Source organism: Cognatishimia activa (assembly GCF_026016445.1).
GTDB classification, from domain to species: Bacteria; Pseudomonadota; Alphaproteobacteria; order Rhodobacterales; family Rhodobacteraceae; genus Cognatishimia; species Cognatishimia activa_B.
On record NZ_CP096147.1, the window covers coordinates 242996 to 259551 of the forward strand.

The window sequence follows — 16556 nt, forward strand, 5'->3', positions numbered from 1 at the left end:
TTTCAGAACGAAATCGGCATTTCAGGCAGGAAAATGTGGAGGAGGTTGGTGAATATCCACCAGATCGCAGAGGTCCCAACGATGGCAATCAAAGCCACGGTCAGCCGCGAGCGATAGCCGAGTGCAAATGGGAAACTGCCCAAAAACACCAGAGTGGCTGGGATGAATCCAATCACAAACATGGCTGTGACATACGCTGCGACCATTGCCCCACAGAGCAGGCTGCGACTGATCCGAATTTCAGCCAGGGAATGGCGCATTCGACCAAGAGCACTGCCTGCGAGCAGTGTTGCAGAGAAGAGAGTCATCATCCCAAACAGAATTTGGGGAAACAGCATCGGATTTTGAGATGGGGCCTGCGCCGATTGGCCTGCCATTGAATACACCATCAAAAAGACGGATGCGGCTAAGAAGCCGCACCCCCCTAGGTTTTCCTTGAGAAAGTTCATCATAGTTTTTCTCGTTTCGCGAAGTTTACTTCGCGCTCAGACCCATGCTTTCAAACAATTCGCCATTGGATGAGGACATTTCGCGGATGAAGGCTTCGTATTCATCACCGTCTTTGAAGACTGCCGGGATGCCGAGTTTCTCCATGGAATTTGAATATTCTGTAGATTCCACAACGGCACCACAGGAGGACCCCAACGCCGCGCGAATTTCGGGATCAAGACCAGCAGGTGCAACGATCCCGCCCCCAACACCGACTTGAACGTCGTAGCCAAGTTCCTTGGCGGTTGGCAGGTCAGGCAGAATTGGCAGACGCTCATCTGTTAGTGAGGCCAGCTTTTTCGCATCTTTCAGGCCAGCAACCGAAGGGCTAGCGAACATCATGGTCAAATGGCCACCAAGCAACATTGGGGTCGCTTTAGCGTCGCCCGCGCCACCAACGTGAGTCAGCACATTACCGCCCAAGAGGGAGTCAAAATACGCGCCAGCCAAGTGTGGGAAAGAACCAACCGCAGGGGATGCCCAAGATAGGGATTCAGGGTCTGCCTTTGCAGCATCCATCAGCTCGCCAAGGGAGTCATACTCGGAATCAGGTTTTACGTAGACCAGATAGGGTGCGTAAAAAGTGTGGCACACGAAATCAAAGGACTCGATGTTGTACGGCACTTTGCGCAAGTGAATTTGGTTGGCAATTGGCGCATAGGGAGAGAAAAGGATCGTGTGACCATCCGCCTTCGCTTTAGCAGCCTCGGCTGCACCAATGGTGCCACCACCGCCACCTTTGTTAACAACCACGATGTCGACGCCGAGTTTCTTTGATAGCTGATCTGCTGTTACGCGGGCCGCTGTGTCGGTAAGCCCGCCAGCTCCAAACGGAACGATCATGCGGATCGGCTTATCAGGAAACGCTTGCGCGGCTCCGACCGTCATCATGCATACCGCGCCGGCGACAACGCCGCGCGCAATTGATTTCAGACTGTTTGATTTGTTGGTCATTCCCAATCTCCGTCATTTCAGTTCGATCTCAGTCTGTGAAATCTTCCTTGACGGCACCTCCCGCTCGCTAAGAAAGCGATCTCACTAATACGAACATATATTCGTAATAGCGGAAACAAGTCAAATTTTTTGGTTAGACCAGATAAACATTAGCGCGAAATTGGATTAAACTCCAACAAAAACAGGATGATCGTGTTGGTCAGGCGGATTCATTGTCCGGTGTCCATCCGAGTGCTGCGGATACATTTGCTGCGGAGATGACCACTTCTTTGCCCCATTGGCGAATCTTGTCATCGTCTGCCCGGAAGCGTGGGGCGGAGATACCTAGAGCGCCGCGCAACGTGCCGCGAAAATCGCGAATTGCAGCAGCGACGCAGCGTACGTCAGGATTATTTTCGCCGTTGTCTATGGCGTATCCGCGGTCTCGTATGATTTCGATTTCCTGCCGAAACTCTGCCGCGCTTCCGATCGTTGTGTCGGTGCGTTTCTCATATTCCATGGAGTTTATGAGCCCTTCAGCTTCGGCGTCATTCATCGAGGCAACAATGGCTTTTCCCATGCTGGAACAATACATTGGGGAGCGGTCGCCAATAGAAGATCGCATGCTGATTGCCTTCGCGCTTTCTACGCGATCTGCGTAAATTATATGGCCGCCTTCTCTGGTGGCTGTATGCACATTTTCGCCAGAGAGATCTGAAAGGCGTTTCAGCTCAGAGGCGCCTGCATTGCGAATATCCAGATTGTACCAGGTCTGAAAAGACAGGCTCGCGAGCCGCATTCCGGAGCGATAGGTGTGTGTGTCAGGGTCAAATTGGACCATGTCTTCGTTTGTTAGGATCGTAAGGAGCCGGTGGCCAGTGCTCTTTGGAATGTCTGATTGCAGCATGATTTCGCTGAATGTCATCGGTTTTCCGGATCTCGCTAAAAGCTCCAGAATCGCCAGGCTGCGCGTGAGTGTTGTGCTGTTAAAGGTGCGTTTCGTCATTCTTATTGCTCTTTCATACCCCGAGAGGCGGCGGCTTGACTCAGGCTGCCGCGGTGCTATGTTCCGTCAAAACGAATTATAGTTCGTAATAGCGAAACTGGTAAATGTGCCACTTTTGCTCCAAGTCGATACCATAGCGGACCCAAGTGATGCAAATGCCCCCTGATTTAACAGTAGAACCAAACCAAAGACTAACGTGCGATGTTGTGGTTGTGGGTGGTGGTGGCGCAGGATTGCGCGCTGCACTAGCTGCATCACACGCAGGTGCGGATGTCATCGTCGTCAACAAGGGCAAAGTAACTTCGAGTGGTGCCACGGCTGTTGGCATCGCATCACATGCTGGATTTGCCGTCCCTGATGGGGCGGCTGACCCGACTGACAACCCTGATACATTCTTTGACGAAGTCATGGATGCGGGTGCCGGCTGCGCCGACCCAAACCTTGTTCGGACGCTCGCAGAGGATGCGGTATCAGCGGCTGAGAAACTTGAGGCCTTGGGTGTGGAATTTATGTCTGACCCGGAAACCGGAAAAACGCTGGTGAACCAGGGCGACTATGCTAATCGCGCGCGCAATCGAAAAATTTTTGGACATGGTAAATCGATAACGGTTGGCCTGAAACGCGAGCTTGATGTCACCGATACTCGCTTTCTTGAACATATGACGGTTGCCGATCTGACTTACGATGACAACGGAAGGATTTGTGGTGTTCTGTGTCTCTCCCATAATAACGAACTGATTGATATCACCGCCGGCGCCGTGGTGCTCGCAACCGGTGGCGCTGGTCAGCTTTTCGGCAAGAGTCTGATGCCGACCGACATTATGGGTGACGGTTACGGTTTGGGCCTGAAAGCAGGCGCTCGGCTCGCGAATATGGAATTCGTTCAGTGTGGGTTTGGACTGGTTGGTAGTATTCGTGGAATGGTTATGCCCTGGACCTGGTGGCTGGACCTGAAACTCACAGACCGCGAAGGCCGTTCCATTCTCGATGGCTATGTCCCGGCCGGGAAAACTGAAGCAGACCTATTCCGGGACAAGGCGCGCCATTACCCGTTCTCGACGATTGATTCATCCATGTGGATCGAAATTGCTGCCAAGAAAGCCTTGGATGAAGGCCGCCTGACAGAAGATGGCTTGATGGACATGGACATGACCCATGTTAAACATTCCGACTTCGAGCCCGGTACCATCGTTTCCCAGATGTGGCCTTCCACCAAGGATTGGTTCGCAGAGCGCAGAGTCGATGTCACACAGGAGCGCGTGCAAGTGGGCCTCTTTGGGCACGCAATTAATGGCGGCATCGTCATTTCCCCTGATGGCGAGACAGAGATTGATGGTTTGTTTGCTGTTGGCGAAGCGGCCGCGGGTCCGTATGGCGCCGATCGGCTAGGCGGGCACATGCTGCTGACCACGCAGGTCTTTGGGGAACGTGCAGGGCGGCGTGCAGCGGAAATCGCTCGGGTTCGTTCGCGTAAGCCAGGACGACCAAGGGCTGGTCCCAAGTTCAATGAAGCGGGTGCTTCTGTCGATGAAGTTCACGCTCGTATCAAAGCCACAATGGACCGTGATGTTCTCATCGTTCGCAGCGAGGCAACTTTGGAACGTGCGAGCCGTGAAATGCAAAACATTCGAGACGAGGTTTCAGAGCGCGGACTGGCAGCCAATACCATCAAGCATCAACACAAAGCGTTCTCCATCGAGAATTTGATCCTTTCAGGACAGGCATTGGTGGCTGCCGCTGCTCAGCGACGTGAAACGCGCGGGACGCATTATCGAGAAGATTTCCCGCACCAAGATCCAAACTCGGCACGTCCGATATTTGTCACCAATGCAGAAACCGGACCCTTCGCTGCGTTCGGCTCCTATAAAGATAAGAATTGAGAGACCAATGGCCCGTAAATGTATAACCGCCGCGCAAGCCGCTGAACTGGTTGGTCAAAACGACACTGTTGTTATTCATGGTTCCGGTGGTGTTTTAGTGCCTGACACAATTTTAAAAGCTGTCGAAGCGCGTTATCTGGAAACACAGGCGCCCGGAAATTTGAAGCTTGTCGTGCCCATCATCCCAGGAACCCGTGCTGAGATGAATGGGATGAACCGATTTGCGCACAAGGGTATGTTGCGTGAAATTATGGGCACCTGTTTTGACCCCATTCGTCATCCTGAATTGATCCGCATGATCAATGACGGTGAAATCGAGGGTTATGAGGCGTCGATCGGCACAATTGTTCACCTTTGTCGTGCAATTGGGTCCAATCAACCAGGTCATTTCACTCGTGCCGGGCTGGGGTCTTATCTTGATCCACGAGATCAGGGTGGTCGGATGAACGACCGCTCAGACAATCTTCCTGTTCGCGTCGAAGAGGTCGCTGGTCAAGAATATTTGTTTTACCCGTCTTTCCCAATCGATGTCGCCATTATTCGGGGCAGCACGGCCGATGAAGCGGGTAATATCAGTTTTGAAGATGATCCGAACACGCTCGGAGCTGTGGAGTATGCACTGGCAGCGCGGGCGAGCGGAGGCAAAGTCATCGTTCAAGTGAAACGTCTGGCGCGATCTGGTAGTCTGGACCCGCACAAGGTGCGCGTCCCTGCGGCCTTAGTTGACCACATTGTGGTTGAACCTTTCCAACAGCAGATTTCCGGGTTCAAACAGGACCCGCTGGCCGGCGTCGACCCGTTCTTGAATGGTCAACTCCGCATGCCTTTGGACGGTTTGCCGCCAATTCCGCAAACGCCGATGCGTATGGTTCTGCGCCGCGCGGCCTTGGAAATGAAGCGGGGACAGTCAATCAATCTGGGGCAGGGCATGCCAACCAACTTGCCACGCGTTGCATTGGAAGAAGGGGTACTGGATGACCTGTCATTTAACAATGAACATGGTGCTTTCGGCGGTCTGACAGCCGAAGGATATGTTGGAAACTTCCTGCCTGCAGTCAACGTTGAGGCGATCATGGATTCCTCGTTCACGTTCAACTACTACGACGGTGGCTGTTTGGATATGACCTACCTCGGCTTTGGTGAGGTTGACCAATATGGCAACATCAACGTCAACCGCTTTGGCAAACTGTGGAATGGGTCTGGCGGGTTTACCAACATTGTCGAAAAGACCCCGCAGGTGGTGTTTTGTGGCACACTGACGGCGGGCGGGCTGCAGACCGAATTTGTGGACGGCGAGCTGAAGATCGTTGTCGAAGGCCGTAACAAACGGTTTGTGCCCAAGGTCAGCCATATCTGTTTCAACGGTTCGCGTGCGCACGCAAAAGGCCAAAAAGCGCTTTATATTACGGAGCGCGCCGTATTCGAGCTGGGGCCTAACGGGATCGAGCTGATTGAAGTCGCCCCAGGCATCGATATCGAAATGCAGATCAAGCCATTCGTGGATTTTGATCTTCAGGTTTCTGAACATCTGAAACTGATGCCAATGGATGTCTTTAAGGATGTGCCGCTTAACCTTTCGCACCGGTTCGAGAAAACGGAGGCTGCTTAAATGGAGGCCCCGGTTTTTAAAACGCTTCTGGTTGAGGTGCGCGAGGAAGTCGCCCTTGTTACCCTAAACCGCCCTTGGGTCCTGAACGCGATTTCTACCCAGTGTAACCGAGAGATTATTTCGGCTATCGAATGGGCCGAGGACAATGACGAAGTTAAAGCGGTTATTTTTAACGGCGCGGGACGGGCTTTTTGCGCGGGCGCCGACGTTAAAGAAATCAGGGAATTCAAAAAGGAGTCCATTCGTCGATATATCGAGCTGGATTTTCGAACAAAGAACGCCGTCGCTGAATGTCGTAAGCCAACGATTGCTGCCATTCACAGCCATTGCGCTGGTGGCGGGTTCGAACTCGCGCTTGCTTGTGACATTCGGTTTGCAAGCGAGGATGCCTTGATGTCCTTGCCCGAAGTACGTCTGGGCGCGATGCCGGGTTCCGGTGGATTGCAGCGGTTGGCGCCAATTGTCGGTCTGGGCGTTGCAAAGGAAATGGCTTTTACCGGAAAGCCTGTCACTGCCGAACGTGCTGAGCGGATTGGTTTGGTCAATCGAGTAACGACGGCTGAGGTGTTGGAGGCTGAGGCTTTTGAATTTGCAAAAGAGCTGACCCAGATCAACCCGATCGCCATTCGCTGCGCAAAAGTGGCTTTGGAACCTGACCCACTGCCAACACGGGGTCAGGTTGGTGTATTCCATCAGCTATTTTCAACAGTTATCCGTGACGACCCTTGGTATTCAAATCAGACAAAGAAATTTGGAGCCTAAAATAGATGTTGAAATTGGTCGTAATGGCGACGGTAGGGGCTGATCTTTCGGCAAGACAACTGAAAAAGGTCGGCACCGGCTGAATAACGGCTCATACTAGGTCTCGTACACTGAACCAGCGATCCCAGGCGGTACGCTCCGGTACTTTGTCTCGGCGAATGATTTTGGTTCAGCCTAGGTCAGAATTGCTTGACGTTTGGGTCAGAGTTGAATGACGCGATTTGCGAATTTCCTGAGGTTTTAAAACTCGATTGAGTCAAAGGTTTGTGACGTTCAGCAAAAACAAATGTCAGATGTCATATGAAACTACCTTTTGCATCAGGTAGTGCCTTTTGTTTTTTTCAAAAATTCTGCGTCTAAACAAATTTCCGTTCGTGACAATTATTATTGATGAGATCCGCGAGAAACCGGGGTCGCCTAAATCAATCCGACACATTCACCCAGAGTATATATCCAGCTGAATTGAAGGTTGAATTGTGCTAAGTGCTCTAAATCCAGATGCACGTGCATATTTTTAGAAGGATTTAGAGACGAAAGAATATTCTGATTATGAACTGGGAATTAGTCGCGCCGCCCAGAAATCGCTATTAGACATTGCGTATGCATCTGAAGACGATCTGGCTATCGAACAAGCTCTATTCCGTATTACGGAAGCAAGGCGCATGAAAAAGTGCGGGATTTTGGAGTGGTTCAAACTAATCAATGACGAATAGGATCAGCACTTAAGGAATAGATCGAAGTATACTCTTCCGAGACGCTAGCTCTAGAAAGTGCACAAATCACGCAAACACAAATTTAGCCGGAATTCGTTTGTTGCAAACGGCCCAAAGCTGCCGTCTGTCAAAGACGAGACAAATGTCTGCTCACAACCAATTTCGGTCGTTTATCTGGCTTTGATGATGGTTCTTACCAATCCAAATAACTATTCGTAACGCACGATATCGCATTTATTATTTTCCTCCAGAGTGGCGATCAAGCTGGACAAATGTTTGCCGTACCTTTCCCATTTAGCGACTGAAGTGGTGTAAATTGGCTCGCGCACTTGTGTGATGCTCGCTGTGCGGATACGGCGTTTGGATTTGTGAGAATGCAGGCAAGCGTCTTCCCACTCCAATCCGCAGTGTTCTAGCAAAGATTGTACCTGTGATTCCCGATCTGCCACCAACTCTTCGTAGTTGATCGTGTGGAAAGCACGGGATGGAAGACTTGCTTCCCAATGGTTCTGAGCCTCCCTATCTGAACTGGTCCACCGCTATGTTTAGGAAACGGAGGACCAAGAATGACAAACAAGCGACCGAAGCCCGAGGAGATTGTCTCGAAGTTACGGCAGGTTGAAGTTCTGATGGGGCAAGGCATGCCTCGTCTGGATGCGATCAGACAGATTGGCGTTGTTGAACAGACCTGTTACCGCTGGCGCAAGCAATACGGTGGAATGGGCGTGGATCAGTTGAAGGAACTGAAGCGACTACAGAAGGAGAACGATCGGCTGAGACGAGCAGTATCGGACCTGACGCTCGACAAGTTGATCCTCACGGAAGCAGCAAAGGGAAACTTCTGAGCCCCGCTCGCCGTCGTGCCTGCATCGAACATGTGCGCCGCCAGTGCAAAGTATCTGAGCGCAGGGCCTGCCGTGTGCTGGGACAACATCGCTCGACACAGAGGCACGTCCCGAGGGGTCGTGCTGATGAAGAGCAGTTGGTTGCGGATATGATTGAACTGACCAGGCAATATGGTCGATATGGCTACCGTCGGATTGCGGCTTTGCTGAGGGAGGCGGGTTGGTCAGTCAGCGATGGGCGCATCGAACGACTATGGCGACGAGAGGGGCTAAAGGTTCCGCATAAGCAACCAAAGAAGGGGCGGCTCTGGCGGAATGATGGATCATGCGTGCGGCTGCGACCAGAGTATCGCAATCACGTCTGGTCCTATGACTTCGTTCATTGCCGGACAGATGACGGCAAGGTCTTCCGGACGCTGAACATCATTGATGAGCACAGCCGGGAATGCTTGGCGATCAAGGTAAAGCGGAAGTTGAACTCTGTAGACGTGATTGATGCACTGACAGATCTGTTCATCATGCGCGGGGCGCCTGCCTTCATCCGCTCAGACAATGGCCCTGAGTTCGTGGCTCAAGCTGTCCGGGACTGGATCGCGGCCGTGGGCTCCAAGACCGCCTATATCGAGCCTGGCTCACCCTGGGAGAACGGATACTGCGAAAGCTTCAATGGCCGGTTCCGGGACGAACTGCTCAACGGGGAGATTTTCTATACCCTGCGGGAAGCCCAAATCCTGATCGAAGAATGGAACCTCTCGGGACATTGCGATGCAATGCCCTGCCAGTCAGTGGAAAACACTACAACACAAAACGACCACACAGTGCATTGGGCTACCGCCCACCGGCACCAGAGGCCATCATCCCGATGGAAAGCAGGCCAATCATGCACTAACAATCAACTTGGACCAGTCAGATGAGGCTGCTCAAGGCTGTTCCTTTTTTGTTGGCGGGCAAGAAAACATAGACCCACTTACTGCTTGCGCAGTTGGGGTGGCACGATAGGTAATGAGAAAATTAAGGGCTAACGAATATAATTTGTCGTTTGCATCGAAAAATTCGATAGTGTTTTGCGAACAGACGTAAAGCGTAAGCAAACTCAGGGGTTAAACCTTGTTGTTGCGATGGGGCGCTCTAGTGAACCGCCTGCTCAACCACAAGCCGATTCATATAATATTCTGCCAGCGAGGTCCGCAATTTGTTGTTGCGTAAAGAAATAGCCAAAGGTTGCTAATGTCAGAGTGCCGTGATGGACCAAAGGCTAACAATGCAATAGCAATAAAAATGGACCACTTAGGTGGAGCTGATCATGTCGAGAAAAACTACTCTTCAGGTCCAAAAACTAAGTGATATTGAACCGCCAAAATCACACCGCGCAGGAAGAAAACGTCATGAATGCAAACCAAAGGCAACCCAGCGGCTATCTGACGTTCGAACAATTGGTTCCTGCTAACTGGCTTGATTTCAACGGGCACATGAATGAAGCCCGCTACACCGAAGCAGGCGCTCGCGCGACTGACAAATTTTTGGAAATCGTTGGGGCTGATGAGGTGTACGTGCGCCAAGGGCGAAGCTATTTCACCACAGAGACCCATGTGCGTTACTTGTCTGAGGTGCATCTGGGGTCGCGACTTCAGGTATTTACGAAGATCGTCAGTGCCGGTCCAAAGTCGCTGCATCTGATGCATCGCGTAATCGCAGACGAACTCTTGGAGCAGCCTGCAGCCAAGATTGAAACGCTTTTGCTGCATGTCGAAATGCAGACCCGCAAAGTTTCACAGGTCAGCGATACCGTTCGAAATCAAATTGAAAGCCTACTGCGAGAGCAGGGTGGACCTGACAATGACCCCTGTATCGGCCGATACCTTGGGCAGAGATAAACGGGGCCATTGTGATAAGGTCGCTAGCTCTGGTCGGAAAACAGAAATAAAATATTGTTTTAGGTAGCTTTGCAGCCCAAGCGCGTTGGGAGTTTTCATCGTTATTGGCCTTCCCTGAACGGGCGCTGCATTCAAAGCGATTGAATGGGCATCAATGGCGCGGATATCGGTGCCCTAAAATTCACGCATGAAAGCGGAAAAAGCTGCATCCAGCGACTAGACGTGATACATTAATTCGCCGGAACTTTAACATATTTAGCCATCATGCCTGACATCAATCGCCCGACCCAAATCTTGATGCTAGTGGCCCCTAGTTTCAACATTTCGGCCAGTATGAACTTTATCGACCCTCTGCGGGCGGTTAACTACCTTGAAGGCAGTGGTTTTTTCCACTGGCAGTTCGTCTCAGAAGCCGGTGGGCTATGTATGGCCAGTAATGGGGCGGAGATTGCGACCAAGGCATTGGCCGATGTGAACATTACAGAAGCAGATGTCGTCATCGTTTCCACCAGCTGGACACCTGAAGATGTTAGCACTCCAGCTTTGCTGGGAGCGGTGCGCGGCGCAATGCGAAACGGCAAACACGTCTATGGATTGGACACCGGTGCATTTGTATTGGCACATGCGGGTGTTCTGGAAGGGAAAATCGCAACTGTTCACTATGAACACATGGACGCATTTATCGAGCTATTTCCAGAGGTCACTCTGAGTGAGGATCAATACGTTTTTGATGGCCGCATTGCGTCATGTTGCGGCGGAACTGCTTCGGTGGACTTTGCAGTACGCATGATCCGAGAATTGCACGGCCCTGCAATCGCCAACGCGGCTGCAAGATACATTTTCCACACCGAATTTCGAAGGTCAGGGACGCCACAGAACCCAAGCCACTCGGAGCCGCTGGGCGTATCGGTCCCTGAAAAATTAAGACGCGCAATAAAAATCATGGAACAGCATCTAGAAGACCCTCTGAGTATCCCTGAAATCTGTTCCCAAATCGACTTGTCTCAAAGACAGCTCAGTCGCTTATTCGCAAAGTATCTCAATAAGACTCCTATTCTATACTATCGAGACATACGCCTTGACCGGGCACGTGGACTGGTGACTCAGACCACCATGGCCATCTCCGAGATATCCGTTGCAAGCGGCTTTGCCAGCCAAGTTCATTTCAGCCGAGCATATCGAGAACGTTTTGATCTATCTCCTTTGCAAGATCGCGGTGAGGGAAGAATCCCATTTGAGTTCCGCGCCTGGCCGATGCACCGGCGTGCTAAGTCCAAAGGGGGCGGCGAATAAAGTCAACTGAAAGGCTATCTAAGTTCAGTACCCAATCTACTTGAAGTTAGGCTTTGTATAACGCGCATACGCCAAACACTTTGAATGAAATTAGGTAAACCTGTGATGTCAGAGATTCTAAGCAAGAAAGATCTTGAAGCTATTTCGGTCGGGTACGACGAAAGCCCAAATAGATCACTTTCCCTGAATGCTGATGCTTATACCAAGCCAGAATGGTTCAAAGCAGACCTAGAACAGATCTTCGCCAAGACCTGGCAGTGGGTATGCCACGTTGAAAAACTGCGTGAACCTGGAAGCTTTGTAACGATCGACATAGCAGGTCATCCGATTGCAGTTGTTCGCGACCGGGAAGGCGTCTTGCGTGCTTTTTACAACGTGTGCAAGCACCGCGCACACGAGCTGCTGAGCGGTGAGGGAAACACCACTAGGATCATGTGCCCCTACCATGCATGGGTCTACAAACTGGATGGTCAGCTGGTACGCGCACCGCACACAGAAAACCTCGAGGATTTCAACGCCAAAGACATTTGCCTGGATAGCGTATTGGTCGAAGAATTCTGTGGGTTTATCTATGTGAACCTTGATTCCAAGGCGCAGTCATTGGTGGAAATGTCCGGCGATCTTGCCACTGAGATCAAGCATTGGGCACCTGATATCGAAGAACTTACATTTGCCCATCGGCTGACCTACGATATCAAGTCAAACTGGAAGAACGTCGTCGACAATTTCCTTGAGTGCTACCATTGCCCGACTGCGCACAAGGATTTTTGTGAGCTTGTGGATATGGACACCTATAAGGTGACGACCCATGGCGTTTACTCCAGCCATATGGCTGATGCCGGTAATACCGAAAACAGCGCCTATGATGTCTCAAACGCGACAGTACGTACCCATGCAGTGTGGTGGTTGTGGCCCAATATCTGCATCATGCGTTACCCTGGCCGATCGTCGATGATCATCCTGAACATCATTCCGGCTGGTCCAGATCGTACTCTAGAGACCTATGATTTCTTCTTGGAAGAGGAGACGCCAAACGAGGCTGAACTGGATACCATCCGTTACTTGGATGAAGTTCTTCAGGTCGAAGACATCAGCCTCGTAGAAAGCGTACAACGCGGCATGAATACACCGGCATTTTCGCAGGGCCGTATTGTAAATGACCCCGAAGGTTCAGGAAAATCCGAACATGCGGTGCACCATTTCCACGGCTTAGTTCTGGATGCCTACGCAAGGGCCACCGGATGATCCAATTTCGCAAAGTTGCGCAATACGAACCTCCCCCGGTTGGATGAGCCCGCAGGGCAGCTGCACTCATCCAGCCAAAAGGGAGAACCAGAATGACGAAACAACCAAATGTCGTAGATATCATGGCTGATCAGTTGGCACCGCGGTTTTGCGGTACTTACGGCCATCCGATTGCAAAAACTCCGCATATAGATGCGCTTGCGGCACGTGGCATGCGAATTGACACGGCCCATGATAATGCGTTTGAATTCCGGGCTACTGTGCCAACATTTGCGCAATACTTGATGCTATTGGCGCTTGGAGAGGCTGATCAGGGCGATCAAGCGATAGGCGATTATTGCGCCGAAATGACGCCTTGGCCTGTCTTCATGATCCGCCGGAGAGCCTTCAAGTATATTCATTGTGATGTGAACCCACCACAGCTCTCTGATGTTGCCAGAGATCCGATGGCAACTCGAAATCTCGCGCAGGACCCTGATCACGCAGCCACAGCCGAGGCTCTTTCAGTCGAGATAATGGAGCGCTGGGACAGCGCTCACCTGCGGACTGATATCAACGCAACTCAGAAATCACCCCGTGCATTGCATGCGGCAATGGACACCGGCGCCGGAATGCATTGGGACGACAACCCAACCTCAGACGCCAGTCAGCAAGATGTACGTAATCACATGGATTGGACGGTGGCTGCTGGTCGCTACCGTTTCTCCCACTAAAAGAAGGTCAACAACCATGAAACTTCAGGGAAAGAATGCCATGGTCACTGGCGGACGCGGCGGCATCGGTCGCGCCATTGTGGCACGTTTCTTGCAAGAAGGTGCAACGGTTTACTCTGCAGACTTAACGCCGCAAGGTTCATTGGAATCGCACGACGACGACGGCAGCCGGTTTGTGCAAATGAATGTCGCGGATGAAACAGCGGTTCAGGCTGCGATGTCAGAGGTTATGGAAGCCTGCGGCAAGCTGGATATCCTGGTTAACGCTGCCGGAATTGAGATCGAAAAAACCATCGAAGATACAACGCTTGAGGAATGGAACCGTTCCTTCGCTGTAAATTGCACCGGCACGTTTTTGACATCGAAATACGCTCTGCCTCTGATGCGTGCAGCGGCTGCATCTGGCACGTCAGCTTCGATCATCAACTTTGGCTCCTATGATGGCTTTATTGCTGATCCAGGTCTTGCGGCCTATTGCGCCACCAAGGGCGCCGTGCACGCACTGACCCGTGCTATGGCCTGCGATCATGGTCCCGAAGGTATCCGCGTCAATGCGATCTGCCCCGGATATATCGACACCCCAATGCTCCAAAGTTTCTTCACCGGTGAAGGTTCCGGTGGCGGAGGTGGCAATATCGATACGCTACAACAGGCTGTCCGTGACGTGCACCCAATGCGCACATACGGAACACCAGAAGATATCGCCAATTTGGTGAACTGGCTGGCTTCAGACGAAGCACGCTACGCGTCTGGCCAGCTATGGGTGCTGGATGGTGGGCTGTCCGCCCAGGTGCAACAGATGAAGCTGTAAGGAAGCAGAAATGGCCAAGCAAAAATCCGTAATTATTACCTGCGCTCCTACAGGCGGGATTCACACACCTACTATGTCCGAATACCTGCCGATCACGCCAGGTGAGATCGCAAGCGCCTCGATTGAGGCTGCCGAAGCGGGTGCGTCGATAATCCATCTGCACGCGCGGGATCCTGAAACCGGCAAACCTGATCCAAACCCGGATCTGTTCATGGACTTTCTGCCGCGGATCAAACAGGGCACCGATGCGGTGATGAATGTCACCACTGGTGGTGGTCTGGGCATGTCCCGCGAAGAACGCTTGCGCGCAGCGGTGAAAGCCAGCCCCGAGATGGCCAGCATGAATATGGGGTCGATCAACTTCGGCATCTTTCCGATGGCGCAGAAATACGACCAATGGAAACACGCATGGGAACCCGAATTTCTGGAGATGACGCGGGATTTCATCTTCCGCAATACATTTGCCGACATCGAATATGGTCTGAAAGAACTGGGGCAGGGGCATGGCACCCGGTTTGAATTTGAATGCTACGACCTTGGACACCTCTATAATCTGGCCTGGATTCGGGATCAGGGATGGATCGAAGGGCCCATCTTTGTGCAAATGGTATTCGGCATTCTAGGCGGCGTAGGAGCTGATCTTGATAACCTGATGCATATGCACACGATCGCCAACAAGCTATTTGGTGATGATTATGAATGGTCGGTTTTGGCAGCGGGTCGACATCAAATTCCATTCACCACACAAAGTACCCTATTGGGCGGCAATGTACGTGTGGGTATGGAAGACAGCCTGTACATTGGCCCGGGTGAAAAAGCCGTGTCCAGTGCTCAGCAGGTGCGCAAGATTAGAAATATCATTGAAAATCTTGGCCTAAAAGTTGCAACGCCCGCCGAAGCGCGCTCGCGTCTTGGGCTTAAAGGTGGCGATCAAGTCGCGTTCTAGTGGGGGATAACATGCAGAAGAACTTATTGATTAACGGCGAAATGGTCGAAGGTGCGGGCGCGCCGATTTCGGTATTGAACCCGGCGACCGGTGAGGAATTGGCTGCGATCAATGCTGCCAGCTCCGAACAGGTTGATGCGGCATCAGCGGCCGCTGAGGAAGCGTTCCAAACATACGGGCAATCAACACCCGCGGAACGTGCGGCACTACTGACAGATATCGTGTCGGTTCTGGAAGAAAATGCCGAAGATCTGGCCGCACTGGAAAGTTTGGATGTGGGTAAGCCGTGGCCTTCCGCGCTGGACGACGAAATGCCGTTGACCACTGATACCTTCCGCTTTTTTGCCGGGGCTGCACGCACGATGTCAGGCGTAGCAGCTAGCGAATATGTCGAGGGACATACGAGCATGATCCGTCGTGATCCCATTGGGCCAGTGGCTGCGATTGCCCCATGGAACTACCCTTTGATGATGGCCGCTTGGAAGCTCGCAGCACCTCTGGCAGCGGGCTGTACTGTGACTCTGAAGCCCTCACAAGTGACACCATTGTCGACGCTAAAAATGGCTGAGCTGATCCAGAATGTCGTGCCAAATGGTGTTGTTAACGTGCTTCACGGTGCAGGCAGCTCAGTTGGCGACCAGCTGATCAATGACTCACGCACCGAGGCTATTACCATTACCGGTTCAAACCGGACTGGTAGCGAAGCGATGAAAGCGGCTTCAAAACAGATCCGACACGTGCACCTGGAGCTGGGCGGTAAAGCACCGGTAATCGTATTCGAAGATGCTGATATTGATGCCGTAGCAGATATTGTGCGATATGGATCGTTTTTCAACGCCGGTCAGGACTGCGCTCAGCCCTGCCGGATCATGGTTGCAGACGCGATCTATGATAAGGTTGTCGCTGCAGTTGCAGATCAGGTTGGCCAAATCAAGGTGGGTGCACAGCGCGCCGAAGGCACTGAAATGGGACCAATTGTTTCCGCAGCGCAGCGCGACAAAGTCGCCGGTTTTGTGGAGCGTGCGCGCTCATCCTGCGAGGTTGTGACCGGTGGCAATATTATTGAAGGCCCAGGTTTTTTCTATGAACCGACGGTTCTGGCAAATGTTGCCCATGATGCCGAGGCCTTCTGTACTGAAATCTTTGGCCCCGTCGTCACCATCTCACGCTTCAGCGACGAGGTGGAAGCTCTGCGAGTGGCGAACACGGGCCACTTTGGTCTCGCTTCCTCTGTCTGGACTAAGGACACAGGCCGTGCCATGCGGATGACATCCAAACTGCGCTATGGCTTTACCTGGGTGAACACACATGGTGTGGCAACGCCTGAAATGCCTTGGGCAGCAATGAAGTCCTCTGGAACTGGGTGTGACATGTCCGTCTATGCTTTGGATGCCTATACGGCGGTTCGCCACATCATGATTGCACACAGGTAAAGTT

The 16556-nt window shown here is 52.1% G+C and carries 13 protein-coding genes and 2 pseudogenes; 11 read left to right on the forward strand and 4 right to left on the reverse strand.

Annotated features, from left to right (window positions below):
- Nucleotides 1–2: 2 nt before the first annotated feature.
- The 3 genes from M0D42_RS01265 to M0D42_RS01275 form a co-directional block, all read right to left on the reverse strand.
- Complete coding sequence (locus tag M0D42_RS01265) at nt 3–452, reverse strand: tripartite tricarboxylate transporter TctB family protein (RefSeq protein WP_330221184.1); 450 nt, start codon at nt 450–452, stop codon at nt 3–5.
- Nucleotides 453–474: 22 nt separating this feature from the next.
- Entirely contained in the window at nt 475–1443 is a 969-nt protein-coding gene (locus M0D42_RS01270) for a tripartite tricarboxylate transporter substrate binding protein (protein ID WP_265019802.1), read from the reverse strand.
- Nucleotides 1444–1642: 199 nt separating this feature from the next.
- Complete coding sequence (locus M0D42_RS01275; RefSeq protein WP_265019803.1) at nt 1643–2428, reverse strand: IclR family transcriptional regulator; 786 nt, start codon at nt 2426–2428, stop codon at nt 1643–1645.
- A 149-nt stretch (nt 2429–2577) separates the two neighbouring features.
- Here M0D42_RS01275 and M0D42_RS01280 point away from each other — a divergent pair, with 149 nt between their 5' ends.
- From M0D42_RS01280 to M0D42_RS01290, 3 genes are read left to right on the forward strand one after another with little or no spacing between them, the layout of a single operon-like run.
- A complete protein-coding gene (locus M0D42_RS01280; protein ID WP_265019804.1) occupies nt 2578–4308 on the forward strand; it encodes an FAD-binding protein in 1731 nt (576 codons plus the stop codon).
- 7 nt (nt 4309–4315) lie between these two features.
- A complete protein-coding gene (locus M0D42_RS01285) occupies nt 4316–5917 on the forward strand; it encodes a CoA-transferase (protein WP_265019805.1) in 1602 nt (533 codons plus the stop codon).
- A complete protein-coding gene (locus tag M0D42_RS01290; protein ID WP_265019806.1) occupies nt 5918–6679 on the forward strand; it encodes an enoyl-CoA hydratase/isomerase family protein in 762 nt (253 codons plus the stop codon). It abuts the gene before it with no gap.
- A 922-nt stretch (nt 6680–7601) separates the two neighbouring features.
- On the opposite strand, the pseudogene M0D42_RS16030 reads toward M0D42_RS01290, so the two are convergent.
- Nucleotides 7602–7916 (reverse strand): annotated as a pseudogene (locus M0D42_RS16030) (sulfotransferase); the annotation flags it as partial.
- A gap of 42 nt (nt 7917–7958) precedes the next feature.
- On the opposite strand from M0D42_RS16030, the pseudogene M0D42_RS01295 reads away from it, so the two are divergent.
- From M0D42_RS01295 to M0D42_RS01330, 8 genes and pseudogenes are all read left to right on the forward strand, one after another.
- Nucleotides 7959–9126, forward strand: a pseudogene (locus M0D42_RS01295) (IS3 family transposase).
- 496 nt (nt 9127–9622) lie between these two features.
- Nucleotides 9623–10111 (forward strand): thioesterase family protein, encoded by a 489-nt coding sequence (locus M0D42_RS01300; protein ID WP_265019807.1) that lies wholly within the window; start codon nt 9623–9625, stop codon nt 10109–10111.
- Between the two features lie 264 nt (nt 10112–10375).
- Nucleotides 10376–11404, forward strand: coding sequence for a GlxA family transcriptional regulator (locus tag M0D42_RS01305; protein WP_265019808.1), 1029 nt, complete (start codon nt 10376–10378; stop codon nt 11402–11404).
- Nucleotides 11405–11509: 105 nt separating this feature from the next.
- Nucleotides 11510–12649, forward strand: a complete 1140-nt coding sequence (locus M0D42_RS01310) for an aromatic ring-hydroxylating oxygenase subunit alpha (RefSeq protein WP_265019809.1) — start codon at nt 11510–11512, stop codon at nt 12647–12649.
- Between the two features lie 92 nt (nt 12650–12741).
- The gene (locus M0D42_RS01315; protein ID WP_265019810.1) at nt 12742–13362 is read left to right on the forward strand and encodes a hypothetical protein; all 621 of its coding nucleotides are present in this window, start codon (nt 12742–12744) and stop codon (nt 13360–13362) included.
- A 16-nt stretch (nt 13363–13378) separates the two neighbouring features.
- A complete protein-coding gene (locus M0D42_RS01320; RefSeq protein ID WP_265019811.1) occupies nt 13379–14173 on the forward strand; it encodes an SDR family NAD(P)-dependent oxidoreductase in 795 nt (264 codons plus the stop codon).
- Between the two features lie 10 nt (nt 14174–14183).
- Entirely contained in the window at nt 14184–15119 is a 936-nt protein-coding gene (locus M0D42_RS01325; protein WP_265019812.1) for a 3-keto-5-aminohexanoate cleavage protein, read from the forward strand.
- Nucleotides 15120–15130: 11 nt separating this feature from the next.
- Nucleotides 15131–16552: an aminobutyraldehyde dehydrogenase gene (locus M0D42_RS01330; protein ID WP_265019813.1), complete on the forward strand. Its 1422-nt coding sequence runs from the start codon at nt 15131–15133 to the stop codon at nt 16550–16552.
- The last annotated feature ends 4 nt before the right edge of the window (nt 16553–16556 follow it).